18 protein-coding genes, 1 tRNA gene and 1 pseudogene are annotated in these 25034 nt (G+C 61.3%); 8 read left to right on the top strand and 12 right to left on the bottom strand.

Annotated features, from left to right (window positions below):
• Positions 1 to 77 (top strand) — tRNA-Met (locus tag ACFDTG_RS12125).
• A 479-nt stretch (positions 78 to 556) separates the two neighbouring features.
• Here ACFDTG_RS12125 and ACFDTG_RS12120 read toward each other — a convergent pair.
• The 7 genes and pseudogenes from ACFDTG_RS12120 to ACFDTG_RS12090 all read right to left on the bottom strand — a co-directional run bounded on the left by ACFDTG_RS12120 (position 557) and on the right by ACFDTG_RS12090 (position 12304).
• Entirely contained in the window at positions 557 to 3271 is a 2715-nt protein-coding gene (locus tag ACFDTG_RS12120) for a M16 family metallopeptidase (protein WP_375291309.1), read from the bottom strand.
• Between the two features lie 77 nt (positions 3272 to 3348).
• The gene (locus tag ACFDTG_RS12115) at positions 3349 to 4527 is read right to left on the bottom strand and encodes a TonB-dependent receptor domain-containing protein (RefSeq protein ID WP_375291308.1); all 1179 of its coding nucleotides are present in this window, start codon (positions 4525 to 4527) and stop codon (positions 3349 to 3351) included.
• 1357 nt (positions 4528 to 5884) lie between these two features.
• Positions 5885 to 6469 (bottom strand): annotated as a pseudogene (locus ACFDTG_RS12110) (carboxypeptidase-like regulatory domain-containing protein); the annotation flags it as partial.
• Between the two features lie 451 nt (positions 6470 to 6920).
• On the bottom strand, positions 6921 to 7895 hold the full coding sequence (locus ACFDTG_RS12105) for a FecR domain-containing protein (protein ID WP_375291307.1): 975 nt from the start codon (positions 7893 to 7895) through the stop codon (positions 6921 to 6923).
• On the bottom strand, positions 7895 to 8371 hold the full coding sequence (locus ACFDTG_RS12100; protein ID WP_375291306.1) for an RNA polymerase sigma factor: 477 nt from the start codon (positions 8369 to 8371) through the stop codon (positions 7895 to 7897). Before ACFDTG_RS12100 ends, ACFDTG_RS12105 begins: the two co-directional genes overlap by 1 nt.
• A 343-nt stretch (positions 8372 to 8714) precedes the next feature.
• Positions 8715 to 9533 carry a hypothetical protein gene (locus ACFDTG_RS12095; protein ID WP_375291305.1) on the bottom strand — a complete coding sequence of 273 codons (819 nt, stop codon included), beginning with the start codon at positions 9531 to 9533 and terminating at the stop codon, positions 8715 to 8717.
• Positions 9534 to 9535: 2 nt separating this feature from the next.
• Positions 9536 to 12304, bottom strand: a complete 2769-nt coding sequence (locus tag ACFDTG_RS12090) for a TonB-dependent receptor (protein ID WP_375291304.1) — start codon at positions 12302 to 12304, stop codon at positions 9536 to 9538.
• Between the two features lie 154 nt (positions 12305 to 12458).
• Here ACFDTG_RS12090 and ACFDTG_RS12085 point away from each other — a divergent pair, with 154 nt between their 5' ends.
• The 6 genes from ACFDTG_RS12085 (at position 12459) to ACFDTG_RS12060 (ending at position 19352) form a co-directional block, all read left to right on the top strand.
• Positions 12459 to 14078, top strand: a complete 1620-nt coding sequence (locus tag ACFDTG_RS12085) for an alkaline phosphatase D family protein (protein WP_375291303.1) — start codon at positions 12459 to 12461, stop codon at positions 14076 to 14078.
• A 452-nt stretch (positions 14079 to 14530) separates the two neighbouring features.
• Entirely contained in the window at positions 14531 to 14893 is a 363-nt protein-coding gene (locus ACFDTG_RS12080) for a Glu/Leu/Phe/Val dehydrogenase dimerization domain-containing protein (protein WP_375291302.1), read from the top strand.
• A gap of 86 nt (positions 14894 to 14979) precedes the next feature.
• Positions 14980 to 16209 (top strand): acetyl-CoA acetyltransferase, encoded by a 1230-nt coding sequence (locus ACFDTG_RS12075; RefSeq protein WP_375291301.1) that lies wholly within the window; start codon positions 14980 to 14982, stop codon positions 16207 to 16209.
• An 86-nt stretch (positions 16210 to 16295) separates the two neighbouring features.
• On the top strand, positions 16296 to 16721 hold the full coding sequence (locus ACFDTG_RS12070) for a nuclear transport factor 2 family protein (protein ID WP_375291300.1): 426 nt from the start codon (positions 16296 to 16298) through the stop codon (positions 16719 to 16721).
• Positions 16718 to 18526: an AMP-binding protein gene (locus ACFDTG_RS12065; RefSeq protein ID WP_375291299.1), complete on the top strand. Its 1809-nt coding sequence runs from the start codon at positions 16718 to 16720 to the stop codon at positions 18524 to 18526. The genes ACFDTG_RS12070 and ACFDTG_RS12065 overlap by 4 nt, the downstream gene beginning before the upstream one ends.
• Positions 18527 to 18557: 31 nt before the next feature.
• Complete coding sequence (locus ACFDTG_RS12060) at positions 18558 to 19352, top strand: DUF1295 domain-containing protein (protein WP_375291298.1); 795 nt, start codon at positions 18558 to 18560, stop codon at positions 19350 to 19352.
• Positions 19353 to 19367: 15 nt separating this feature from the next.
• Here ACFDTG_RS12060 and ACFDTG_RS12055 read toward each other — a convergent pair whose 3' ends face one another.
• Genes ACFDTG_RS12055 through ACFDTG_RS12040 form a run of 4 tightly spaced genes read right to left on the bottom strand, consistent with a single transcriptional unit; the run spans position 19368 to position 22856 of the window.
• Complete coding sequence (locus ACFDTG_RS12055; protein ID WP_375291297.1) at positions 19368 to 19751, bottom strand: nuclear transport factor 2 family protein; 384 nt, start codon at positions 19749 to 19751, stop codon at positions 19368 to 19370.
• On the bottom strand, positions 19748 to 20680 hold the full coding sequence (locus ACFDTG_RS12050; protein ID WP_375291296.1) for an NAD(P)H-dependent flavin oxidoreductase: 933 nt from the start codon (positions 20678 to 20680) through the stop codon (positions 19748 to 19750). The genes ACFDTG_RS12055 and ACFDTG_RS12050 overlap by 4 nt, the downstream gene beginning before the upstream one ends.
• A complete protein-coding gene (locus ACFDTG_RS12045) occupies positions 20677 to 21819 on the bottom strand; it encodes an acetyl-CoA C-acyltransferase (protein ID WP_375291295.1) in 1143 nt (380 codons plus the stop codon). The genes ACFDTG_RS12050 and ACFDTG_RS12045 overlap by 4 nt, the downstream gene beginning before the upstream one ends.
• The gene (locus tag ACFDTG_RS12040; RefSeq protein WP_375291294.1) at positions 21816 to 22856 is read right to left on the bottom strand and encodes a hypothetical protein; all 1041 of its coding nucleotides are present in this window, start codon (positions 22854 to 22856) and stop codon (positions 21816 to 21818) included. The genes ACFDTG_RS12045 and ACFDTG_RS12040 overlap by 4 nt, the downstream gene beginning before the upstream one ends.
• Before the next feature lie 87 nt (positions 22857 to 22943).
• On the opposite strand from ACFDTG_RS12040, the gene ACFDTG_RS12035 reads away from it, so the two are divergent.
• Entirely contained in the window at positions 22944 to 24629 is a 1686-nt protein-coding gene (locus tag ACFDTG_RS12035; RefSeq protein ID WP_375291293.1) for a class I adenylate-forming enzyme family protein, read from the top strand.
• Between the two features lie 7 nt (positions 24630 to 24636).
• On the opposite strand, the gene ACFDTG_RS12030 is transcribed toward ACFDTG_RS12035, so the two are convergent.
• A partial coding sequence (locus tag ACFDTG_RS12030; RefSeq protein ID WP_375291292.1) for a carotenoid oxygenase family protein occupies positions 24637 to 25034 on the bottom strand: 398 nt, incomplete at its 5' end.

The following is a 25034-nucleotide window of genomic DNA, read 5'->3' as shown; positions in this document are numbered from 1 at the left end:
CGCGGGGTGGAGCAGTCCGGTAGCTCGTCAGGCTCATAACCTGAAGGTCGTTGGTTCAAATCCAACCCCCGCAACCACCATCAATTTGAAAACATGAGCGAAATTCGCCCCGCTGCTTACAGTGGGGCTTTTTGCGTCCCGATCAGTAAGCAAATAGGAAGCAGATTTTGCCGGCTCAAACATGGTTGAGGATTTCGTCGGCCGAGGTTCGCGCCTGCGCTCACTCAGCGAGCTAATGCATGCAGGCCAGCTGAATGGTCAGCTTTGCGGACTTAAGTAGATCTACAAACGGCCTAGAACTTCTCTTGGAAGCTGCCGTCGTAAAAGACCAGCGTGTATGGCAGCAAGCTTCATCGTGGATGATCTGATCGCACAATAAATAAGCAAGCTAGCGGAGATTTAGCATTAGGCGGTTGAATCGCTCACGCCCGCTATGCCGGTCTTTGGGGCGAGAGCCTGGCGAAAGTCATATTGGCCAGAGAAGCGAAGTTCGCCACCCCCGATGCTCCAAGCTCCGGCTCTTTGAAAATACCTCGCTTGGAAGAATAACGCGAATTCAGCGCAGTCGCTTACCTTCAGCGTTCCAAACTTCCAGTTCGCCAAGCTCAAGAGCTCGAACACCTGTTTCAATTTTTTCGAGATCGCCCACGATCACCCATGTCATGCTGTCAACCGCAAGGTATTGCTTAGTCACGTCGGCTATCGATCCGGGCGATAGGGCTGCGTATTCTGCGGGTAGTCCCGAAAGCCATTCGTATGGCAGGCCTAACCGATTAATATGCTGCAGATAGCTGACTACCGCGCCGTTTGTTTCCAATCGTCCGGGCAGTGCAAGAACCTCGCCATTGCGGATCAGCTCGAGCTCCTTGTTTGTCGCTGGATGATCGTTGACTAAGCCAGCTATTTCATTGCGGATTTCCTTAAGCGCCTCCGCAGTCCGATCGGTCTGGATGCTCGTTGCAAGGGTTAGGGACTGCGGACCGAGGCTGCCGGAAAGGTAGCTGTTGGCGCCATAAGTCCAGCCCTTATCTTCGCGCAGGTTCATGTTGAGTCGCGCGTTGAAGCCGCCGCCGAGCACGTCATTCATCGCCGACAGGATGAAGTCACCCTTGTGGAGGGCGCTAGGCATGGTCTGTCCGACCCGGATCACCGACTGGATTGAGCCTGGCCGATCCACGAGGATCACACGCGAGGCGGCAGGACGCGGAGCGTCGCCGATGGCCTTCTTGCCTGAAGGCACTGGCGGTGCCTCCCAGGTGCCGATCGAAGCCTCGAGCAGTCGCGTCAGTTCCTCGATGGTCGTGTCCCCGGCAGCGAACACAGTGGCGTTGTCCGGTCGGATCCACTTCTGGTGGAACGCGACAAGGTCGTCCCGCCCGATGGAGCGGATCGCTTGTTCCCTCCCGGCTATGTTGGTTCCGTACGCATGGTCCGGGCCGTAGAGCGCATATTGGAACGTGCGCTGGGCGATGCTGTCCGGACTGCTCAGAGACTGTGAAAGGCCGGAAAGCGCATCGATACGATGCTTTTCAATGTCGGCTGCGCGAAATGCGGGATGCATCACATAATCCGCCCAGAGATTTACCGATTCCTTCAAGTTTCGGGTCGTGCTTGAGAGAAAAAAGGTCGTTTCGTCCGCGTTACCCGTCGCGCCTATGCGGGCGCCCAGATTCGCTTGCCGCTCGGCGAATCGAATTGCGTCGACGTTGCCCTGTCCGTAGTCCATCACACTGCTCATGAAGCCGAGAACGCCGCGGCGGGCGCTATCCTCCGCTGCCGAACCCGCATCGAACACCATCGCCATCTCTACCAATGGGACGGCGGTCCTGCGCGCCAGCTTGACAGTGATGCCGTTTGACAGGGTAGCCGTTTCCATTACCGGCATGGTCAGATCGGGCGATTGGCCGTCCGGCGGCATTGAGGTGCGGTCCGCCTTGGCGGCGCTAGCTTTGTACTGGCCGAAGGGAAGGACATTGAGCTGGTAGGAAGGCTTTCCTAGCCACTTCCGCGCCGCGATAGCCGCTTGCTCTTTCGTCACTGCGGCGAATTCGCGCTCGCTGATCGCGTACAGGGCTGGGTCGTTCGCGAATATCAGGCCGTCGGCAAGCGCCATGGCCCGTACGTAAATGGATTCAAAGGCGCGGGTGTTGTCAGCAAAAGAGGTGGTCTTGGCCCGCGCGATTTCCTCAGCGGTCGGACCGTTCGCCATGTAGTCCGCAACGACCTCATTCATCGCAGCTTCGGCAACTGCCGGATCGACACCATCCTTGAGATAAGCGTCCACTTCGAACACTCCGGCAATCGCCATCGATTGGTAATTGGCCGATGCCCCCGTCGCGATGCCCTTCTCGTGGACCAGCTTGCGGTAGAGGCGGCTGTTCTTGCCGCGGCCGAGAACATATGCGGCCATCCGCAAATCGGCGGTGTCCGGGGTTGAACGACCCGGTACGACCCAGGCGCGAGAAACCGCGCTCTGCGGTACGTTGTCCAGCATCGTGTCCCGGCGGTCGGCGGACAATTCGGGGACCCATCGGTTCACCCGCTCGGTCGGGGGACCAGGCGCGATCTCGCCGAAGTATTTCTGGACCAGTTCGCGCGCCCGCTCCGCCGTGATATCACCTGATAGCGAGATGACTGCGTTCGACGCCCCGTAATATTGCGCAAACCAGCTGCGCACGTCCTCGAGCGACGCCGCGTCGAGGTCTTCCATCGAGCCGATCACGCTATCGTGATAGGGGTGCCCGGGCGGAAAGAGTGCCGCCATCTGCCAGTTCGCAGCCCGGCCGTAAGGACGGTTTTCGTAAGTACGCTTTTCGTTCTTAACGACGGCTCTCTGCTCATCGAGCTTCGCCTGCGTCGTCGCGCCCCGCATATATCCCATGCGATCGGATTCCAGCCACAGCGCTCGCTCGAGCCCGCCAGTTGGTACGATTTCGAAATAGTAGGTCTGATCGAGCGAAGTCGCACCGTTGACCGCCGATGCCCCGATTTCCTGAAGCGCCGGAAACCATTCATCGTCCCGGTGCTCGGACCCGTTGAACATCAGATGCTCGTAAAGGTGGGCGAAGCCGGACCGGCCCTCCGGCTCATTCATTGCCCCAACACGGTACCAGACCGCGATCGCGACTTTCGGAGTTGAATGATCTTCGTGCACAACCACCTTCAGACCGTTGTCCAGTGTAAACTGTTCGAACGGCACCGCTTCCTGGGCTGCTAGGGGCGCCGCGACCGCGAGCAGTGCGGCAGCGGCGAAATAACGGGCAAGCTTCATCGGTAACGACCTTCGGGTTATGTGAGGGGCAGCCGGCAGTTGTGCGCGCCGGATCGATATCAGCGGTAGATCGCCGTTCAGAACGTCAAAGAAATGCCGGCCTTCAAGCTACGCCCGCCCAGATATGTCGCGCGAGCGAAGTAGGCTGGAGCGCCCAACTCTCCCCCGAAGGTGGTTTCCACATCAGGATCCATCGTCCCATTGAGAAGGTCAGCCGCCTCGAAGAAGACCTTGATGTCCCCAAAGGACGGACGAAGGTAGTACGCCACCCGCAAATCCAGTGTTTCGACCGCTTCGGTGTAGACACTAAGACCCCGCGGTCTGAATGCCGACAACGCGCGCGACTGGTATCCGTAGGTCAGGTTCGCATCGATATCGTACTTGTTGTAAGTCAAGGCGGCGGTACCAGAGTGCTTCGGCTGCTGGGTGAAAGGCAGGCCGGAAAATTCGAAAACGTTATCGTCGGGGGGTCCGAAGGCCCAGTTGTAGCGGTCGGTCCGCGAGCTGTCGGTAAACGTATAGTTGACGTAGATGCCGAGCCCGCCCAGCGCGCCGGGCAAGAAGTCGAACCGCTGCTCGGCCTGAGCCTCGAAGCCCCATAGTTCGGCAATTTCGTCGCTGTTTACCGGGCTGCCGCCGGTGATGAAGGCTGAGCTGGGGTTCGCCGGATCGAAATATGGTGGTCCGTTGAAGTAGGCGTAGTCGGGCAACGTCACCGCGGCGAGTGTCGCCGGCCCGTTGGTGATGTTGGTCTGCAGGAGGTTCTGGATGCGTTTGTAGAAGGCACCCACCTTGAGCACGCCAACGCCGCGATACAACTCGGCACTGATGTCGAAGTTGTGCGTTCGTGCAGCTTTCAGATCAGGATTTCCGCTGTTGATCTGCAAAATCGGTTTCACACCTTCGGGCCCGGGTATGGGGAAGTTGATGAACGAAATCCGCGTCTCGGACGAAAGCTGTCCGATCGAAGGGCGCGCCACCGACAGGAAGTATCCGCCGCGGAAGATGAGCTTATCGGTAGCGCGGAAGTTGAACAGCACGCGCGGCAGAAAATCTTCCGACACCGCTTCCTCGGTCACGAGCTGCGTGAACTGGTTCTGGAAGATCAGATCTGACCCAATTCCGCCTCCGTTCGCCGGCAGGATCGGGCCGATATAGACGGGGAAGCTGAGGTTGGTCGCCGAGAACTCTGTGCGGTTGTAGCGCACGCCGCCGACGATCTCCAGCCGACCGATGTCGACTCGTGCCTGGGGCATAAGCCGCGTAGGTCGTCTCGAGGGTATTTTGCTGATCCTGGCCTTCCACCGGCGCGATCGGCGTCAAGGTGAGGCCGGTCCCGTCGGAAGCGTATTGCTGAAGGTTCGCCGCGAACTCACGCACCGCCGCTTCGCTGAGTGTCGTGAAGCCGGGGAAGGAAATCCCGATGCGCGTCAGGTCGGACGTAGTGAACGACAGGCCGAGCGCTGATGCTGGGATATTACCGCCGATCTGCGAGCGCATCCGATCGTCGCGAAAGCGGGCGCGCTCGTAATAGCCGCCGAGCTCGAAATAGGTCAGCGGACCGGCGTTTGCATTCCATCGAATGCTCGTGCTGGCCGTATATCGGTTGTTCGAGCCGGTTACTTCGTCGACCTGCCCGCTGGCGTTCTGAATCGTGAAATTAGTGGGATCATTGACTAGCGCCCAGCCGGCGTTGCTTAGCAACGGCAAGGGTATGCCGTTGCCCGTACGCGGAGCGAACCCGGTCAAAATGCGGCCCGTGCGCGGGTCTACCGCCTCCGGGAGGAAAAGCGTCGCGGTTGCATCGCGATCGGGCGACCGGAACTGCTGAGTGAGTGTCGCTGGCTGGGTGACCGCGCCATGCGCATAGCCCGCCATATATTTCAGCTCAAACGGTCCAAAGTCGCTTTTGCCGCTGAAGCTGTAGGTATCGGTTACCTGCTTCACATTGGGATCGTATGTGTAGGATTGTGAACGGATGATCCCTGCATTTCCCGGCGCGAGATTCAACCGAAGCTGAGCGTTCGGCCCCTCGCCGGGAATGACGGCGTATTGCGCGCGCGTGCCAAACGTATCGGTCAACGAGAAAGTGTCACTTGTCGTTTCCGAGTGCTGGAACGAGAACTTGAGATTGGTGTGGGTGCCGACCGCCCACTCGCCTGAAAGGGTGGCGGCGAGGTTTTCGGTCGCGACGTGAGAATAGGTCGTATTGAGACCGTTCGTGTAAGCTTGATCATCACCCTCTGCGAAGGGAAAGGTGAGCAACGGATTGACCGCTTCGAGCTGGGTTAGCGGTTGTCCGTTGGCATTGAGAGGCAGTGCGCGACCGAATTGCAGCGATCCACCATTGCCCCCGACGTCGTACCCGATCGATCGGTTTGAATGCTTGCGATATTGGACGGACGCGCTGAGGCCAACGTTTTCGCTCGCCCCGAACCTGCCAGAAACTGTACCGGAAGCAAGGAAGTCGTCGGCGAAGTCCTTAGGCTTGAGTCCCCCTTCCACCGAGAGGCTGGCATAACGGCGAGGGCGATCCAGCGGGGTCAGCGTTTCGATCTCGATCAAGCCGCCAGTACCCGAGCTGTCTTGGCTGGGCAGCAGCGACTTATGAATTGTAATCTTGCCCACTGAATCCGCCAGCAGGTTGGACAAGTCGGCGGAGCGCGAAAGCCCGTTGCACACTGGCAGGTTAAGGCCGTTGAGCTTGATCGCGTTCATGTCCGGCTCTAGGCCTCGAACAACAACGTTGGTGCCATCGCCCGTAACGGCGTTGCGCTGGAACGAGATACCCGGTGCCCGGCGCAGAGCCTCGGAAAACGTGGTTCCGGTGAAGCTGCCCAGGTCGTCGGCAGCGATCACGTCGGAGTTGTTCTCGGCACTGCGCTGTATGTTGAGTGCCGTCGCGCGCGCGCTCCTCGACCCGTAGACGATTATCTGTTCGCGCTGGCCAAGCGCGAAAAGTGCCGAAGCAGTGGAACCGTTCTGCACGACCACGGTCTGCTGGCTGGGCGGAAAGCCGAGATAGGAGACGTCCAGCGTGTAGGATCCACTCTTGACCGACTGAAAGCGAAACTTGCCTTTCTCGTCGCTGCGCGCCTGCTCGCCGGTCTCAACTATCGTGATGAGCGCCCCCGCCAAATCGCGATCGGTCGACGCGTCGACCACGCTCCCCTCGATGCTGCCGCGTTCTCTGCCCAATGTACTGGACGGCGACGAAGTAGCACCCTGTGCCTGAGCCCCCCCACCACGTAGACATCGGCGCCGGTTTGGCGAATGGGCAGTCCGCTACGGCCGATGATCCGCTGCAATGCAGCCGTCACGGAGAGATTGCCTTTGACCGCCGGCGACCTGAGCTCGCCAACCTCGCGAGGATCGAAGATAACGGCGGCGCCGCTTTGCTTGGCGACCACCATTAAAGATTTGTGCGCTGGTTGCGCGGGCATATCGAACCAATAGACGGCGTTCCTAACCCCTGCTGGCTCCTGCCGGGCGGTGGCCGGTTGAGCACTCGCCAAAACAATTAGACTGGCTGCACTTGCAATGGCGGCTCTCGTAAATTTCATCTTTGCCCTCCGAGATGAATCTAGTTCGTCTCTCCCCGAGCACTGGACGAACGGAAGAGGGCAAATCCGACATCGTCGCGAACTTTTTATTCGTGAGTGCCCATTTCAAATTGGCTGAGGACAAGTGTTTCGCTGTCCTGCGCAACTTTCAGATGGTGCAGCGACGCAACGGCAGTAGCGAAGGCTTCGGGCTTGCCGATTTCAAACACACCGGACACCGTGAGCGAACTGGTCCTGCTATCTTCGAGTTCGATCTTTCGCACGGCGTAACGGTTTACATCCGCAATAGCTTTCGGAAGTGGCGTATCGTCGAACACGATCTTGCCCTCACGCCAAGCCGTTACCGCATTCATTGAAGGGCGGTCGACATTCGTTGAGCCCACATCTGCGAGTATCCATCGCTGCCCTGGTGTCAGTACGACCGGCGGGCGGTCCGTTTTTTCGAGCGACAAAATGGCGACACGGCCCTCGAGCAGGGTAACGCTGGTCTCGTAAGGCAGTTTGCGAACCACGAAACTTGTCCCGAGAGCTACGATTCTTTGGCGGCCAGCATCGACCACAAATGGGCGGGCGGCATCGTGCTCGACATCGAACAGCACCTCGCCGTGATCCAGCTTAACGGCCCGGAGGTCGCTCGAAAAACGAACCGCAATCTCGCTTGCCGTGTTGAGCGAAACGCGCGATCCGTCTTCGAGACTCGCGACTTGTTGCGATCCAACGGAAGTCCGCAGTTCGGAAGCCCCCGGCGACAAAAAGAAGTAGAGCGCGCCGAGCAACGCGGCAAATGCGAATCCGGCCAGAGCTACTATCCCTCTGCGAGTTCGCGAGAGGCTGGGAGCCGGTTCCGTATCTAGTGGCTTTGAGCTTTCGTCGTATTGGACAGCCCCTGGTATCATGTCCCAGATTTCGGTTGATCGCTCGAAAGCCTGGCGGTTGGCCAAGTCGTCGTCGAGCCAACGGCGCAGGCCGTCCCGGCTTGATTCCGACACGCTTCCCGACTGTATCCTGGCGATCCAGGCCGCGGCTTCCGCTTCTGCGCTCGCGGGTTCCCGGCGCTCCATCACCAGCCGTCCATCCAGCGTGTCAGTTGCAGCGTAGCCCGCGCGACTTGCTTCTCCACAGCGGCGACGGTCATCCCCTCGCGTCGTGCGATCTCTGCGTAAGGCAATTCCTCGATGCGCCGCAACAACAGAATCCGGCGCGTGCGATCCGGCAGGGCTCGGATCCCCGCTGCGGCATGGCGAAGACGCATCTGCTGCTCGACGATCTGTTCCGGTCCCGGAGTTGCATCCGCTATCGAAAACAGATCATGCTGCGCGACCGACCTTAGGGGGCCGGCACCCCGTGATTTGTCGATTGCGAGATTGATGGCAGATCGCACAAGCAAAGCTTCGCGCGACCGTACCTTGTGCGTGCGTTCATACTCTTCAACCTTGATGAGAGCTTCCTGCACACAGTCTTCCGCATCTTCCCGCGACCATCCCCGGCTCATTACCGCTTGCCGCACCCTTGCAATCAAGTTGGGCAGTTCGGGCATAGATTCAGGTGCGCTCCTTCAATTTGAGACGATCCAGAGAGGAAGATCCGACAATTAATAAATGGGCATTGGCTAGCGGTATAGCCGACGCCCCTTTATCGTATGCAAAGCGATATCTTCTTGAGATGTCTCCTGCGCCGTTGATCCCTATCAACCAACGCCGATCGCGTCTGCTAATCGCCCCAATCACGGACATTCGCCGGAACGGTCACACGTTTTTGACTGTCATTCCACTCATTTGATAAGCTACCGTTCACATGGGTCGGGCGCGAATTAAATCCATGCCCATTCCCGTAATTTACTCGGAGACATAGCCAAAAAATCGTCTCGCAAGCGGCGATCTCTATCGATCCGCGACTTCCGGAATTTCGCTGACCACCACCTCATCTGACTGCCGGTCGATTGACCACATTGTTCGTTCGCGGGACCGGTCCCACGAAATTGCTTGCCCGCCCGTTGACATACGGACTGTGGCGAGGTGGTCTAGCGTCGATCCCGCTGCTGGTCGCGCCAGGATGTAAACTTCTCTTCGGTCATGACCGGTAACATAGAGGAGGCCATCCTCGCCCCAGACGCCGCCGGAGGTGCTATAGGGTGCAAATCGTTCGAGCACGCTGTCCGGAAACAACCAGCTCTGGTGGCGGACGAAATCATCATCGTATTGCACCATCACCGTATAGCGATGGCCCCTGTCCGCCTCTCCGCCCCGTCCGTCGTAGTTGGCGAAGCCAGCCCACCAAAACCCGTCGTGCCGGGTGAACCAGGTGATCGAACCGATGCCAGGACCAAGGCTTCGGCTGCGCAGATGCTCAAGCGTGATTGCGTCGAACCATTCGAGCGAACTCGCCATGGGCACGCGTGGATAGTTCGAATGCGCGCAGACGAGTTCGTTACCGTCAACTTCACAGGAATTGAGATGCTGGAAGACCCGGGTGTCACCAACCCATTCAGCGCGTCTCTCACCCGTGGCCCGATCGTATGCAGTGATGCGGTTGTTGTCGACGGCATAGAAAAGCTCAGGTCCCACGGCGACACCCTGATGGGCTTCCTTGGCGCTATAGCGCCGTATCTCTCGCGCCGCGGGCTCCTGAGCCTGTGCCGCCGCAGAGAGAAAGAAAGCACCAAGTGCTATTGCGAAGGCGAAATCAGATAGCCCCCGCATTGTCAGAACCGCGCGCTGATGCCGAAGTCGGCATTGATGCCGTAGATCTGCCGCGAATAGGTTTGCTCCGGCACGGTCTGATAGAATGTCAGCGTCGCGTCCGTCAGATTGGAGCCCGAGGCGAAAATCTCGATATCCGGCGTAATGCGGTAGCTGATCCGCGCATCCACCATGAAGCGGTTTTTATTGTATATGTCGGATGCCGTGCTGCTGCCGATATTGACGATGTAGTCGTCGCGATAATCAAAGGCGAGCCGCGCCTCGACCGGGCCTTTCTCGAAAAACAGCGCGCCCCCGGCGATGATATCGGACTGACGGAAAAATGGGATGTCCTCGTTCTCGCGACCCGGCACGGTGACGCTAGAATCGACATAGGTCACGTTCGCCGAGACGCCTAGTCCATCGAGGGGTGCCGGTAGGAAGGTGAAGCGCTGAACGACATTAGCCTCTATCCCAAGAAGTTCCCCGTCCGTGGCGTTCTGCGGTTGCGAAAGGGAGGTAAGCGGTATGCCTGCGAAACTGACATCGCGCACGGTGCGGGTGAAGATCGGGTTCTCAATATATTTGTAGAAACCGGCCACCGAGATCACCGAATCGGCAGCGGGATAGATCTCCACCGACAGATCGAGACCAGTCGAGCGAAATGGCTCCAGATCGGGATTCCCTGCTGTCCCGTCTCCGCTATCTTCCTCGAAAGTTGGAACGATAGCATCGTAGTTCGGCCGCCCCAGTGTGTTGGTATAGGCCGCGCGCACCAGCAGTTCGGGGGTGGGACGGTAGGTGGCGTGTATGCTTGGCAGGAAATCAGTGTACTCCCGGTCGAACGACAGGGGAACGAGGTCCGACGGCTCCAGCTTGCCGTTGCCGTTGGTGTCGCGGATCGCGAACGCGTCGTATCGTCCGTCGGTGTGCTCCACCCGCAAGCCGGCGATCATCGTCAGGTTCCCAGCCGTGCCATTGACCATAGCATAGCCGACCGTGATTTTCTCTTTGATGCGATAATCCAGCGACCGCTCGCTTACGGTGGTGCTTACCGAATTGAGAGCAAAGCGATCCGGATTGGCTTCAAAAAAATCGATGATCCGATCGTAATCCAGAAGCGAACCGTAGCGATACTCGCCCTCGTAAAAATCTTCGGGCGGCGCGAGGATCGCATCGAATCCCCCCGGTGTAATCCGCGAAGCGGGAAGGAATTCGGATTGCGTGTTATCGCGCGTTTTCGTGCGATCGATATACTTGGCGCCGAATTTCACGAAGGACTCTCCCGTATCGCCGAAAGCGATCCGCATGTCCGCGCGGGCGGTATGCAGATCCTCATCGATCTGCTCGCGCCGCAGGCGAATGCGGCGCAGTGGGAAGCTTGCCTCGTCGAACAGGCTTGGATCAATATCGACAAGGAGTGGGCGGTCCGATGTCAGATCGAGCGTCGCAAATTTGCCGGTAGCCGAACGGAACTCGATATCGTCGCGGATCGGCGTGTGCTCCTCAGCGTGCGCGTAGGTATAGTTGAGCTCCAGCTGAGCGTTACCGAAGCTGAATTCGCTTCCCGGTGAGATGTTGTAGAGCCGCTGGGTCTGCTCGTTCTGACGAAACTCCCGCGTGGCTCGACCGCCGCCGAACCTGATCTGATCGGGCGCGGGAAAACTGACAGGCGCGGCGAAGGAGAAGTCGAACTGGTCGCGCTCCTCCACATCGGTAAACTCGTTATAGATAGTGCGCAGATAGAACCGCAAGTTCGGATCCGGCCGCCAGTCAAAATTGGCAATGGCGCCGATGCGTTCGCGCTCGATGCGGTAGTCATAAAGGCGATAGGCGGTGGGAGTCGCGACGCCGCCGATCGTGGTCCAATTAATCGGTTCAGCCAGATCGCTGTCGATGAAGCGCTTGAAATAGCTGCCCGCCACGACAACGCCGAAGCTCTCGTCCGCGCCGAAACGGCGACCATGGGTGGCACTGCCGCCGAAACCCAACTTGTCCGACTTGCCATTGTAGGCGCCGCGCGCGCTCAGGAAAGTGAACGGCGCCGCGCGGTCGAACGCGGTCGGCGTGACGATGTTTATGCTGCCGCCCACGGCGTTGGCATCATAATCAGGCGTCACCGCCTTGATTACTTCGATCGCAGCGACGAGATCCGAAGGGATCGTGTCGAGGGCAACGCGGCGCCCCTCCGCTTCCGGGACGCCAACCAGGTTGCCATCGACCGTGACTTGGTTGAGATTGGGATCAACCCCGCGGATGACGACGTAGCGCGGCTCGCCCTGATCGATCTCGACCGATACGCCGGGAAGGCGCTGAACCGCTTCGGCGGTGTTGTAGTCCGGCAGTCTGCCGATGCCATCAGAGGATACGACATCGGAAATGACCGGGAGAGCTCGCTTGCGTTCGATCGCGAGAAGGCGGGACGCGCGCGCTCCGGTGACAACGATCTCAGCCCCGGTATCTTCCCCAACGAGAGAAAGGGTGCCATCCGCTTCGACGACACCTTCATCGGGCACGACCACCTGAAGCGTCGTGCCATTGTAGCCAGGGTGCTCCACCCGAAGTGTATACTGGCCGCCTGCAAGGCCTTCGAACAGATAGCGCCCCGCCTCGTTGGTCGTCGCGGTGCGGCCGGTTCCTTCCGCCACGATTCGTGCGCCTTCCACCGGTCGCTCCAAAGCCACGCTCGTGATCGTCCCCTCTACGTCGCCGGCGAAAGCGACAGTTGAGAGTGCGGTCGTGGCGAGGGTGATTGCGCGCAGTAGGACGCGCGAGATCGGTCGATGGGTCATGGGATTTGCTCCGTCAGGGTCGGTCGAGCGCCTAAGAGCCCAAAGTTACCCCTCGGCGTCTTCGCGAGGACAGTTTGCCGACAAGGGGGAGAGGTTGTGTCGTAAAAACATCATCTTCCCGGCCTAGCCAAGGGATAGAACGGAGGCATGACAAATGATCCTTTCCCGCCGCGCAGTGCTCCAGGCCGCGACGCTCCTTCCCGCGCTGGGCGCCCTTCCAGGTTCGCTGCTGGCAAGTCCGGGCACCGGTTTTACGCACTCGGTTGCCAGCGGCGATCCGGACGTATCGAGCGTGCGGCTGTGGACCCGGTTCGTGGATGAATTGCAGACCAGCGAACTCAGGATAGAGGTTTCCACCACCGAAAGTTTCACCGCGCCGATGCGCGTCGCGACGTGCCTTGCCGGGCCGGAAACAGATTTCTGCGCGCAGGCCCGGATCGGCGATCTCGCCGCGGGGCGGACCTATTTCTATCGGTTCATTGGGCCGCGAGGAGAAGTATCTCCGATTGGACGGACACGAACCCTTCCAACAGGAGATGTCGATCGCTGCCGCATCGCCGTAGTCTCCTGCGCCAATGCGACGTCTGGATGGTTCAACGCCTACGAGCACGCGGCGGCGCGCGATGATATCGATCTCGTCGTCCACTTGGGCGATTACATCTACGAATCGCCAGTCGATCGCTCCGATGCTCTAGCCGGGCTGGCCCTAGCACGCGGCATCGAGCCTCTGGGGGAAACGGTTAGCCTGCTCGAATATCGGCTGCGCTATGCCAGCTACAGGGCCGATCGGGCGCTTCAGGAACTGCACCGATTGCATCCGATGATCGTCATCTGGGACGACCACGAAACCGCGAACAACAGCTGGCAGAACGGGGCGAGCAATCACGATCCAGACGAAGGCCCTTGGGAGGCGCGCAAGCGTGCCGCATTGCGGGCCTTCTATGAATGGCTTCCGATGGAGCGCCAACCTTACGCCACCTACCGGATCGGCAACCTTGCGACTCTTTTTCGCCTGGAAACCCGGCTTGTCGCTCGTTCGCAGCAGCTCGACAGCAAAGCCGCTCTAGTAGGCCAAAAGGATATGGCCACTGCCGTAGCGCAATTCGTTCGAGGGCCGCTGGCTGATCCAGCGCGAACGATGATGGGAGCAGAGCAAGAGGCTTGGCTTGCGCGAGGAATGGCAGAATCGAGTGCCGTCGGGGTCGGGTGGCAAGTGTTATTGCAGCAGGTAATAATGGCTCCGACCCGTCTGCCAAAGATCGATTCAACTTGGTTTCCGCCAGGCGTCGAGATCAGCGAGGAGCAGCAACGCGAACTGGCACTCGGCCATCGCCTGAGCGACGCTGGCGTGCCCTTTGGCCTCGATCGTTGGGATGGCTATCCCGCTGCGCGTGACAGGTTGCTCTCGGCGGCATCGGAAGCCGAAGCGGACCTTGTCGTCCTGAGCGGCGACAGTCACAATGCGTGGGCTTCCGATCTATCCCATCGAGGCGCCCCGGCCGGTGTAGAATTCGCGGTGCAAGGCGTGTCATCGCTCGGCTTGGAAAGACGCTTCGGCGGCAATCCCACACATATCGCAAGGGAGTTTCAAAGCGCAAATCCGGGCCTCGCATGGTGTGATACCAGCCAGCGCGGCTATATGGACGTGGAGTTCACCAGCAGAGCGGCGACCTCTACCTGGCATTTCCTGCCGTCGCGGAGCGAAAGATCGACCCGGATACTGGGCAAAACGGCGCTATCGGTGCAGCGGGGATCGAATCTCATTGCGCGGTAATGACTGTTTCGGCCGTCCCAATCAGGCCTCTCAGCTGCTGGCGGCTTTTTACTGCTGACGACCACGAGCCGACAGTCCGCTGTCGGCCCAGAAGCTGCCGGGCGGCAAAGCGCCGACATGATCAGCTTGAAACGCCCGCGATTGGGACAAAGCCGTCATATCCAACGTGACAATCTGAACGGCAGCTCCTGTTAAAAGGAGACGTTAAACTCACGGCCTCCATGTAATCAATCGACAGGAATTGGACCGAATCTGCAAAGACTGCTCTTAGCGTGGCAACCGAAAAAGCTGACCATTTGCCTCCCCTGCTCGATTGCATGCGCTCCGCAAATCCCGCCGCAGCGCGGAGACCAGCAACTCAGGCAAACCGGCAGGCCCTTATGGTCTGATTAGCTTATCTCGATTGCCGATCGCTGCCCTTGCGACATTATGGTTGCTCGGGAGGAATTGCGATGACCGTATGGAACTCTGTTGAATTCGATGGACATGAGCAGGTCTGTCATTTCGCCGAAGAGGCGAGCGGCCTGCGCGCGATCGCCGCGATTCATTCGACCGCGCTCGGGCCTGCTGCCGGGGGCACCCGGTTCAAGGCATATCCCAGTGAACAGGCGGCGCTGGATGACGCGCTGCGGCTGTCACGCGCGATGTCCTACAAGTCAGCCCTTGCCGGGCTACCTGTGGGTGGAGGCAAGGCTGTCAAAGTGGGCGACCCCGCTTTTAGAAGGGGAAGGGCGCGGCTCAGATCTTTGTGCGAGTTGGCCTTCTGGTCCAGGACATGTGGTCCCTTCCCTGGCCACGCCGGGTTAAACGGATGACGCGGCAGGATTCCAAAGCCAGGGGAGGTTCAGTGTAGACAGCTTTCATAATCAAACCTATACCTGTGTCCTGAGAGGATTGGTGGATGGTTACGATCTTAGGTGGCTGGCAAAGCGACTTTTCGCGCAACTGGGCGCGCGAAGGGATGGAAATTGCGGACGGCTTTGCCGAAGCGCTAGCCAACGGCCTCGAGCACACCGGTTTCGACGCGCGGGATATCGAAACGGGCCACGTGGGTAATTTCGTAGCCGACATGTTCGCAGGTCAAGGACTGCTCGGCGGTCTCTTCGCACAGGTCAATCCCGAACTCGACGGCCTGCCGACCGCGCGCCACGAGGCTGCCTGTGCAAGCGGATCGATGGCAATCCTCGCCGCTGCCGCGGAGATCGAAGCAGGACACTACGATACCGCCTGCGTCCTCGGTATCGAACTAATGCGCAACGTCCCCGGGCTGCAGGCGGCGGAAAATCTCGGCGCAGCGATCTGGCAGGGACATGAATTGCAGGATGCCGTGTTCCCCTGGCCGCGCGCCTTCAGCGACCTGTCCGAAGAATACGAGCGCCGCTACGGCCTCGATTACCGTCACCTGATGCGCATTTCGGAAATCAATTTCGGCAACGGAAAGCGCAATCCCAATGCGCAGACGCGTGGCTGGAACTTCACCGACAAGAGCTTCACCGACGACGACGAGGCGAACCCCGTGGTCGAAGGTCGCACGCGCAAGATGGATTGCGGGCAGGTGACCGATGGCGCGGCGGTGGTGTTCCTCGCCTCCGACGAATGGGCAAGCGAATGGGCGCGCAAGCGCGGCATCGATCCTTCCGCGCTCTCGCACATTGCCGGCTGGGGCCATCGCTCCGCGCCGATTTCCTATCGATCCAAGATCAAGGCGAGCGAGAACGCCGAATACGTCTTCCCGCAGGTACGGCGCGCGGTGATGGATGCGCGCGAGCGGGCCGGAATCGATCTCGACAGTATCGACGCGTTCGAAACGCATGACTGCTTCGCGATGACCGAATACATGGCGATCGACCACCTTGGGCTGACCAAGCCCGGCGAAGGCTGGAAGGCGATCGAGGACGGCACGATCGAGATTGGCGGTATGAAGCCAATCAACCCCTCGGGCGGCCTCATCGGTCTGGGCCATCCGGTCGGTGCCACGGGCGTGCGCATGCTGCTCGACGCGCACAAGCAGGTGACCAGCACCGCAGGCGACTATCAGGTCGAAGGCGCGCGCCGCGTGCAGACGCTCAATATCGGCGGGTCGACCACCACCACCGCCAGCTTCATCGTCGAAAGCGCACAGGCGGCGTGATCCCGCGTCGCCACCTGCTTGGCGCCATCGCGCTGCTTTCGATCCCCCTGCCCGCATCCCTCTTGGCCGCAACAAGGAGCCGCAAGATGTCCCGAATGGAACAGTTTCAAGCCGTTATCGACTCCTGGAAGCACAAGGATGTGGAGGCCGTGCTGGCTGCGATGACCGACGACGTCGTCTGGCATTTCGCCGCCGCCATCGCCCCGCCCGCCCGCGGCAAGGCCGAAGCCCGCGCCTTCATCGAGCAGTTCGGTGCGAATATCGGCGAAGTCCGCTGGCGCATCTTCCACCATAGCGAGGATGGCGACCGGCTGTTCGTCGAAGGGGTGGACGAATATACCACCAAGGACGGGATCGACATTGCAGCGCCCTACGCGGGCGTGATCGAGTTCCGTGGCGACAAGATCAGCGGCTGGCGCGACTATGTCGACCGGGGCGTGATCGACAGCCAAAAGGCGGGCAATGGCTGGTCCGACCAGGTCAAGGAGCTTGCGGGGCGGCCTTCACAATGAGCGCAACCGGCTCCCTCGAACGACCCGCGGACGAAAGCTGGCGGCAGGCCCCGTTCCGTCACGCCGAATTCCTGCCCGTTGATCTCGACCTGCGTGAGGATGCGGACGGCACAATCCGGCTAACAACCAATGCCCCGTACGAACCGATCGATTCCAACCTGGCGCGTGCTTTCCTGACGACCGCCGCACGGTTGGGCGATGCGCCCGCGCTGGCGGAAAAGGGAGCCGACGGCGAGTGGGAATATACCAGCTTCGCCGAACTCGCCCGTGACGTGCGCGGCGCGGCGCAGTGGATGCTCGACACGCTGCCGCGCGGCGGCGTGCTGGTGCTGATGGCCGAGAACAGCGTTGCGGTCGCTGCGCTCAGCTTCGCCGCCTTCGCGACGGGTACGATCCTGTGCCCGGTCAGCCCGGCCTATGGCATCGCCGGCGGCGACCACGCTAGGCTGCGCCATGTCTTCGACCGGGTCCGGCCTGCCGCGATTTATTGCGATCCGCGCGCCGCCTACGCCAAGGCGCTGGAAGACATCGGCTGCGAAGCCACGATCATTTCGAGCGATCCTAGCGTCTTCGGCGAAGGTACAGTCGCGGTGGCCGACATCTTCCGGACTAAGGCGACCGACGCCGTCGATACCGCGATCGAAGGCGCCGATACCGAAGCTGCGGCGCAGTACATGATGACGTCTGGCTCGACCGGCCTGCCCAAGGTCGTCCAGCAGTCGCTCACCGCGCTCGCCGCGAACACCGCGCAGGGCCTCGGCCTGATCGGCCGCGCAGCGGGGTGGGACGACATCATGCTCGACTGGCTGCCGTGGCACCATGCTGCCGGGGCCAGCGTGCTGCGCGCCGGACTGACGCAGGGCGGCACGCTGCACATCGACGCAGGCAAGCCCGCGCCCGGCCTGTTCGAAAAGAGCATCGCCAACCTGCGCGATATCTCCGTGCCCTATTTCAACAACGTGCCGCTGGGTTACGCCATGCTGGTCGAGGCGATGGACAAGGATACGGAGCTGCGCGACACCTTCTTCGCGAAGATGCGCCTCATGCTCTACGGCGGCGCGGGTTTGCCGCAGCACGTTTACGACAAGCTGCAACGCCACGCGGTCGCCGCGACCGGGCATCGCATCCACATGACCACCGGCTATGGCATGACCGAGACGGTGTCGGGCTGCTGCGCGATCCATTTCGAAACCGACAAGGTCGGCATCGGCCTGCCCGGCCCCGGCGTCGAGCTGAAGCTGGTGCCCACGGGCGACCGGTACGAGGCGCGGATGCGCGGGCCGATGCTGATGATCGGCTATCTCGACGAACCGGAGAAGACCGCCGCTGCCTTTGACGAAGAAGGCTATTACCGCACCGGCGATATGGTGGTGTTCCATGATCGCGATGATCCTGCACAGGGCCTCGCCTTCGCGGGTCGCATGGCCGAGGAATTCAAGCTTTCGAACGGCACCTGGGTCTATGGCGGGCAATTGCGCGAACAATTGCTCAAGGCGCTGAGCGACGACATCGCCGAGCTGGTGCTGGCGGATGACGGTCGCCCGTTCCTGGGCATGCTCGCCTGGCCCAAGCCGGGCGCGACGCTCGATGGCATCGCGGCGAAACTGGCCGAGTTCAACCAGGACCAGCATGGCGGTTCGGCGAAGATCCGACGCGTGCGGCTGCTCGAAAAGCCGGCCAGCGCCAATGATCACGAGATTTCGGACAAGGGCACGATTAACCGGCGCGCGGTGCTCGACAACCGCACCCATACGGTCGACGCATTGTTTGCTGACGAACCGCCGGCAGACGTGCGCCAAGTCTGATCCAATACCAATTATATCCGGGGGAATTTGAATGTCGGTCTGGGCGCTGCTCGCCATCAATGCTGCAATACTCGTCGCGTGTTTCGTGGGGCTCTGGCTGATCTGCCTCAAGCCCAAGGACGTGACGCCGGTCGACAGCTTCTGGGCCTTCGGCATGGTCATCATGGCGATTTCGAGCTTCGTGTTCGCCGAGGGCGATCCGCAGCGCAAATTGCTGCTGCTCGCGCTGACCGCGGTGTGGGGCATTCGCCTGGGCAGCTACATGCTGTGGCGCTGGCGCGATCACGGGTCCGACCGGCGCTACGTCGCGCTGCTGGGCAAGGCGCAGGAGCGGCGTGGCTGGTCCTTCGCCAAGGCGAGCGCCCTGCTGGTCTTCGCCACGCAGGCGCCGCTGCTGTTCATCGTCTGCCTGCCCGCGCAGATCGGGCAGGTCGATGCCGCCCCGCCGCTCGGCACGCTTGCGGTCATCGGTGCGTGCGTCAGCCTGTTCGGCGTGCTGTTCGAAACCGTGGGCGACTTTCAGCTGGTCAAGTTCAAGCGCAACCCGGAAAACAAGGGCCAGGTGATGGACCGCGGCCTGTGGCGCTATACGCGCCACCCCAATTACTTCGGCGATGCGTGCGCGTGGTGGGGCATCTGGCTGGTCGCAGCCGAAACCTCGACCGGCGTCTGGAGCATCGTCGGCCCGATCCTGTTGACCTGGACGCTGATGAAGTGGTCGGGCGCGCCGACCATCGAAGGCAAGATGAGCCGGACGAAGCCGGGATACGCGGACTATGTCCGTCGCACCTCCGGCTTCGTTCCGTGGTTCCCCAAGCGGGCCTGAGGGCCTCGCTGGGGCCTAGCGCCCGAACTCGCGCAGCTTCGCGCCCGCGGCGCTGTCGAGATATTCGTCGAGCCGCTTGATCTTCCCGTTTTCGAGGCTGACGACGACGCACGCATCCATCTGCCACGCCTCGCCATTGGGCAGCGTGGCAGACAGGATGTGTTGCTGCACGAAGCCGTTGGGAATGACCTCGCGCCGCAACACGTTGTATTTGCGGTCCGGCAGCGTCTGCACAAACCAGTTGAGCGTCTTCACATTGTCGTCGAGTGATTGTTCGCCATTGGTGTTGTGCCAGATCACCCCGTCGGGCGCGTAGCATGCCCGCATCGCCTCTGCGTCGCCGCGCTGGACAGCGTCCACGAAATGCGCGGCGAACTCCTCGATTTCCTGATCGGTCATTTCTCTCTCCCGAAGTTTTGAAGTCTGTCGCGGGCGACATTCCAGCCGCTCTCTAGCGTATTGACGATATCGGCCAGTGGCTCGGTATCGGTGATGGTGTGAAGGCCCTGTCCCGCGGCCCACAGGTCGCGCCATTTCTTGGCCGGGTCGCCGCCGTAATCGCGCGTTGCGGGCTTATCGAGCGCGTCGAGATCGTATCCGGCCTTGACCAGCGAGGGCTTGAGCCAGCTCGCCGCCGTGCCGGTGATCGCGGGGCTGACGACGAGGTCTTCGGCGCGCGAATCCACCACCATCTGCTTGTAGGCGGGCTCCGCCATGCTTTCCTCGGCAGCCAGGAAGCGGGTGCCGACATATACGAGGTCCGCCCCTGCCGCGACCGCTCCGGCCACGCCCGCACCATCGGCGATGGCACCGCCAACGCAGATTATCCCGTCGAAGAACTCGCGCAAAACGCTGATGAAGGCGAATGGCGACAGGTTACCGGTGTGGCCGCCCGCACCGCTCGCCACCGCGACGAGCCCGTCTGCACCCGCAGCGGCAGCCTTGCGGCCCAGCTTTTCGTTCACGACGTCGGCCAGCACCAGCCCGCCGTAGGAATGGACCACGTCGATCGCGGGTGCCGGGCTGCCGAGCGCAGTGATGACGATCGGCGGCTTGTGCTTGGCGACCATTGCCAGATCGTCCGCCAGCCGGGAATTGGAGGAATGGGTGACGAGGTTCGCTGCCCACAGTCCCGGCGCGTCGGCGATTTCCGCGACAATGCGCGTCATCCACTCGTCCACCTGCTCACTCGTGCGGCAGTTGGGCGTGGGAAATGCGCCCACGATCCCTGCACGGGCTGCGGCAATCACCATGTCCGGGCCAGAGACCAGGAACATGGGGGCGGCCACCACGGGCAGCCGAAGTCGATTCAGTATATCTGTGCTCATCCCAGCCTTTCGACGATCATTGCGGCGCCCACACCCTGCGCTCCGGTGCACACCACCATGCCCAGCCTGCCATCCACCTCGTCGAGCACGTCGAGCAGCGTGGAAGTGAGGATCGCGCCGGTCGCGCCCATCGGGTGCCCCTTGGCAAGGTGGCCGCCGGAGACGTTCACCTTCGCCGGATCGACCGTGTAGTCGCGCAGGAACTTTGCGTAAGTGACCGCGAAGGCCTCCATGAACTCGATCCGGTCGAGCTGACCAAGCGTCAGGTGCGCCCGTTCCAGCGCCTTTTCCATCGCGGCGAACCCTGCGGTGAGCGAGGCGCGCGGATCGCCCCCCATCTCCGCAAAGGAGACTACGCGCGCGCGCGCGCCGTCGGCGTTGGCAGAAAGCAGCGCGAGCCCTGCGCCGTCCACGATCGGTGGCGCATGGCCGACGGTGTGGCGATGCACGGGATCGCCGTCCAACGCATGGGCGTATTCCTGGCCCCACTGGGTGAAGGCGGGGGGCAGCTTGGCGAGTTTTTCGAGCGTGGTTGGGCGCAGCGGCTCCTCGTGGTCGAGCCCGGCTATGGCGATACGGCTCGCATTGTAGGCCGGATGGCTCTCCGCCTCCGCAGCGAGCCGCTGCGAGCGTTCGGCCATGTGGTCGAGCGCCTCGCGCGAGATCCCCTCCGCCTCTGCAAGCAGGTCTGCCGCCAGCCCCACGGGAATGTACCGGCGCTGGGGCGGAAAATCGCGGTCGGTGTAATAGTCCGCGCGGTCGGCCATGAAGGGGACGCGGCTCATCATCTCGACCCCGCCGGCTAGCGCCGACCTTGCCTGCCCCGCCTCGATCGCGTTCATCGAGAGGCCGATTGCGGTGAGGCCCGAAGCGCAAAAATTGTTGATCGAGTGGACTACGCAAGCATCGGGCAATTCGGCTGCCATCTTGGCAACCATCGCGATGTTGCCACCCTGCGCACCTACCTGCCCGACGCAGCCGAGTGTGAAGCGGTCTATGGCGCGCGCGTCGCGACCGCGTTCGCTCATCGCATCGACCAGATGGGTAACGAGGCCATGCGGCGTCTCGCCCGCAAGCGCACCGTCCGCCTTTGCCTTGCCGCGCGGCGTGCGCACCGCGTCCTGGATGAAAACACTCACGCGACGCTCCATGCGGCAGGGGGATGAAATGCGAACAAACCGGGCGGGGCCGCAACGACGTGCGGGATCGCGTTGATCGCCACCGCGATGGTCGCATCGGTCAGCGCTCGGCTCGGCGGTTTGGTCGGGTCGGCTTCCTCGATATCGAGCGTCATCTTGATCACGGGGCGGCCGTCGAGCCGGATGGTCCAGTGGCCCTGCCGGTCATCGCCGTGAAGTGACGGATCGGCGGTCCACAAGATCGACAGCAAAAGTTCGGGGCCGAGATCGGTCTTGGCGAGCCAGCGCCACTCGGTCGCCGCAACATGCCCGGGGCGGATCGGCCCGGCGGCGGTCTCGATCTGCTTTTCCGCCAGCGTGAGGCGATGGTCGGGGATGATCTCGGCCACCTGCCCGCCCAACTCGGCGGCAAAGAAGTGCAATACTTCGGAAAACAGCGTGCCGTAGAGATCGGCCAGCGGGCCTTCGCGAATGTCGCGTTTCGCGGGATCGCTGTCGAGGCCCATCAGTCCGAAGACGAATTCGGGGCTTGCCATCGCAGAGGCGTCGACCGTTTCGAATACTGATACACGATCCAGCTCGTGGCTCATCGCGGTGGCCGCGAGGGTAAGCCGTTCGACCACCATGCCCGGGTTCACCCCGACCCCGGCCAACGTCACCCCACCGCGTAGTGCGGCTTCCTCGAGTCGGCTTGCATAACCGGCATCGTGAGCGACGGGCCAGTGAAAACCTGCGATCGAAACAACGTTTTTGCCCGATTCGAGCAAGGCCACTACATCGTCGACCAAGGCATCGTAGGGTTGTGTAATGCGGGGGCAGTGGACCACCACGTCCGCGGCGAGCGCTACGATTTCGTCCCGATCATTGGTGGCAAAAACGCCGGTATTCTCGCGCTTCGCCAACGCGCCGACATCGGTACCAACTTTTTTCGAACCATAGACGTAAGCGCCGACCAGCTCCAGCTTCTCCGCATCGATGATACGCCTTAGCCCAGTCCTTCCCATTGATCCGGTCGCCCATTGGATCACTCGCGCCATCAATCGCATCCCCTTTGAATTGACGTCCTACCCATTCTCCCCGATGATGTCAGTATATTTATGAAAGTTATAACGGAAGAGAAAGCAATGTTCCTGACGCCGGCTAATCGAGTGTGCGATTTTGAGGATCGCGGCTGGTGGAAGGGTGAGAGCGTCGACGCGCTCACCCGCCGTGCTGTCGCTGCCGGGCAGCACGGCTATGCTCTAATCGATCCCTTCAATCGGGCGTCGCTCGATGGTCGCGAGCCCGAGCGTCTGACTTGGAGCCAGCTCGACGAGCGGGTCGACCGGCTGGCGGCAGCTTTGCTGGAGCGGGGATTGGCAAAGGACGACATCATCCTAGCCCAGCTTCCCAACACGGTCGATGCGGTACTGCTGTTCCTCGCCTGCGCGCGCCTCGGCGCTATCCTCTCGCCGGTGGCAATGCCTTACCGGCGGCACGAATTGAGCTTTATCGCCGGACAGCTCGAGCCAAGATTTTTCGTGACGGTGGACGTCTTTGCAGGATTCGATCATGCTACTCTTGCCCGCTCGCTGGCCGAAGATGGCGGCTTCGAAGTGCTGGTCTTCGGAAATGGCGAGGGCGATTTGCGCGCACGTATCACGACAGCTGACCCTGCCCGCACCCACGCATATGTCGAGGCAAACCCGGTCGCGGGCGGCGAGGTGCTGACGATCTGCTGGACAAGCGGAACGGAGTCGCGCCCGAAGGGCGTGCCGCGCGATCACAACCACTGGGTACTCAATGCCGAAGTGGTGATCGACGGCACCGGTGCACAGGATGGCGACGTGCTGCTCAACCCCTTCCCGCTGGTCAACATTGGTTCAATCGGCGGGCTGGTGCTTCCATGGTTGCAGCTCGGCACCAAGCTGGTGCTGCACCATCCGTTCGATCTGGGCGTATTCCTGAAACAGATCGAGCAGGAAAGGGTCAGCTACACGATAGCGCCGCCCGCCGTGCTCACGGCGCTGCTAAAGCAACCGCAGATCCTCGACGCGGTCGATATTACATCGCTCCACACTGTGTCCTCCGGCTCGGCACCCTTGTCGCCGTGGTTAATCGAGGGCTGGGCGAAGAAGGGGATCGAGATCACTAATGTCTTTGGCTCCAACGAGGGCGCAGGCCTGTTCTCCAGCGCGGCGAGCGTGCCCGACTACGCCAACCGCGCGCGGTACTTCCCCCGCTTCGGGGCAGAGGGCCAGCAATGGCAGGCGCGCAGCCACGAAGTCTCGCAATCGCGGCTGGTGGATCCCGATACGGAGGAAGAGATTACGCAGCCCGGCCGCCCCGGCGAGTTGCGCCTCGGCGGGGCGAGCATATTCTCGCAATACTGGAACTCACCGGAGCTGACCGAGGCTGCGTTTGACGCGAAGGGGCATTACCGCACCGGCGACCTTTTCGAAATTGTCGAGGAGGATGAGCGCTTCTACCGCTTTATCGGGCGGTCGAAAGAAATCATCGTGCGCGGCGGCATCAACATCTCACCCGCCGAGATCGACGACCTGCTAACTGGCTTTCCGCTCGCGGTCGAGGCGGCGACCGTGGGCTATCCCGACGCGCGGCTGGGCGAACGGATAGCGGTGGCGGTGGTCCCTGCCGAGGGCGCCGAACCCACGTTGGACGACGTCATCGCCTTCCTGTCGGAACGCGACGTTGCGATCTACAAGCGGCCAGAAAAACTGGTCATAATGAAAAAACTGCCGCGCAATCCAATGAATAAGGTCATGCGCAACGAATTGCGTGAGACCGTGCTCGAAAAGCTTGAGGGTTGACCGCCGCTCAGGCGCCCAGCGCCTCGCGTTTGCGCGCCTTGGCCGCCTCTAGCGTCTCCGTATCGACCCAAGTCGCGTGCGTCCCGCTCGATAGTTTGTGGGGGAGCGCGATCCGGCAGACCGGGCCCTCTTCGAACTTCTTGCAGTCGATCAGCACGCATTCAGACGTACCCTGGTTCTCGTCGATGATGAAGCTTACCAGATAGCCGTCGTCCTCGTCGGTCGCGCCGATGCGGGGGGCGAACGGCGCCTCGGATGCGTAGCGACCTGGTTCCAGCTTCAGTTCGATCGCTTCGCCGGTATCGAGATCGTGCTTTACGAAGCCTTCGAACAGGAACCATCCTGGCTTGGCGACGGTGGAGTAGACGTAATGGTATTTCCGCCCTGCGAACTTCTGGTTGATCA

It is taken from the genome of Qipengyuania sp. (assembly GCF_042095715.1).
In the GTDB taxonomy this organism is placed as follows: Bacteria; Pseudomonadota; Alphaproteobacteria; order Sphingomonadales; family Sphingomonadaceae; genus Qipengyuania.
Note: the sequence above shows the minus strand (reverse complement) of the source record. Positions and strands in the feature narration are given on the sequence as shown.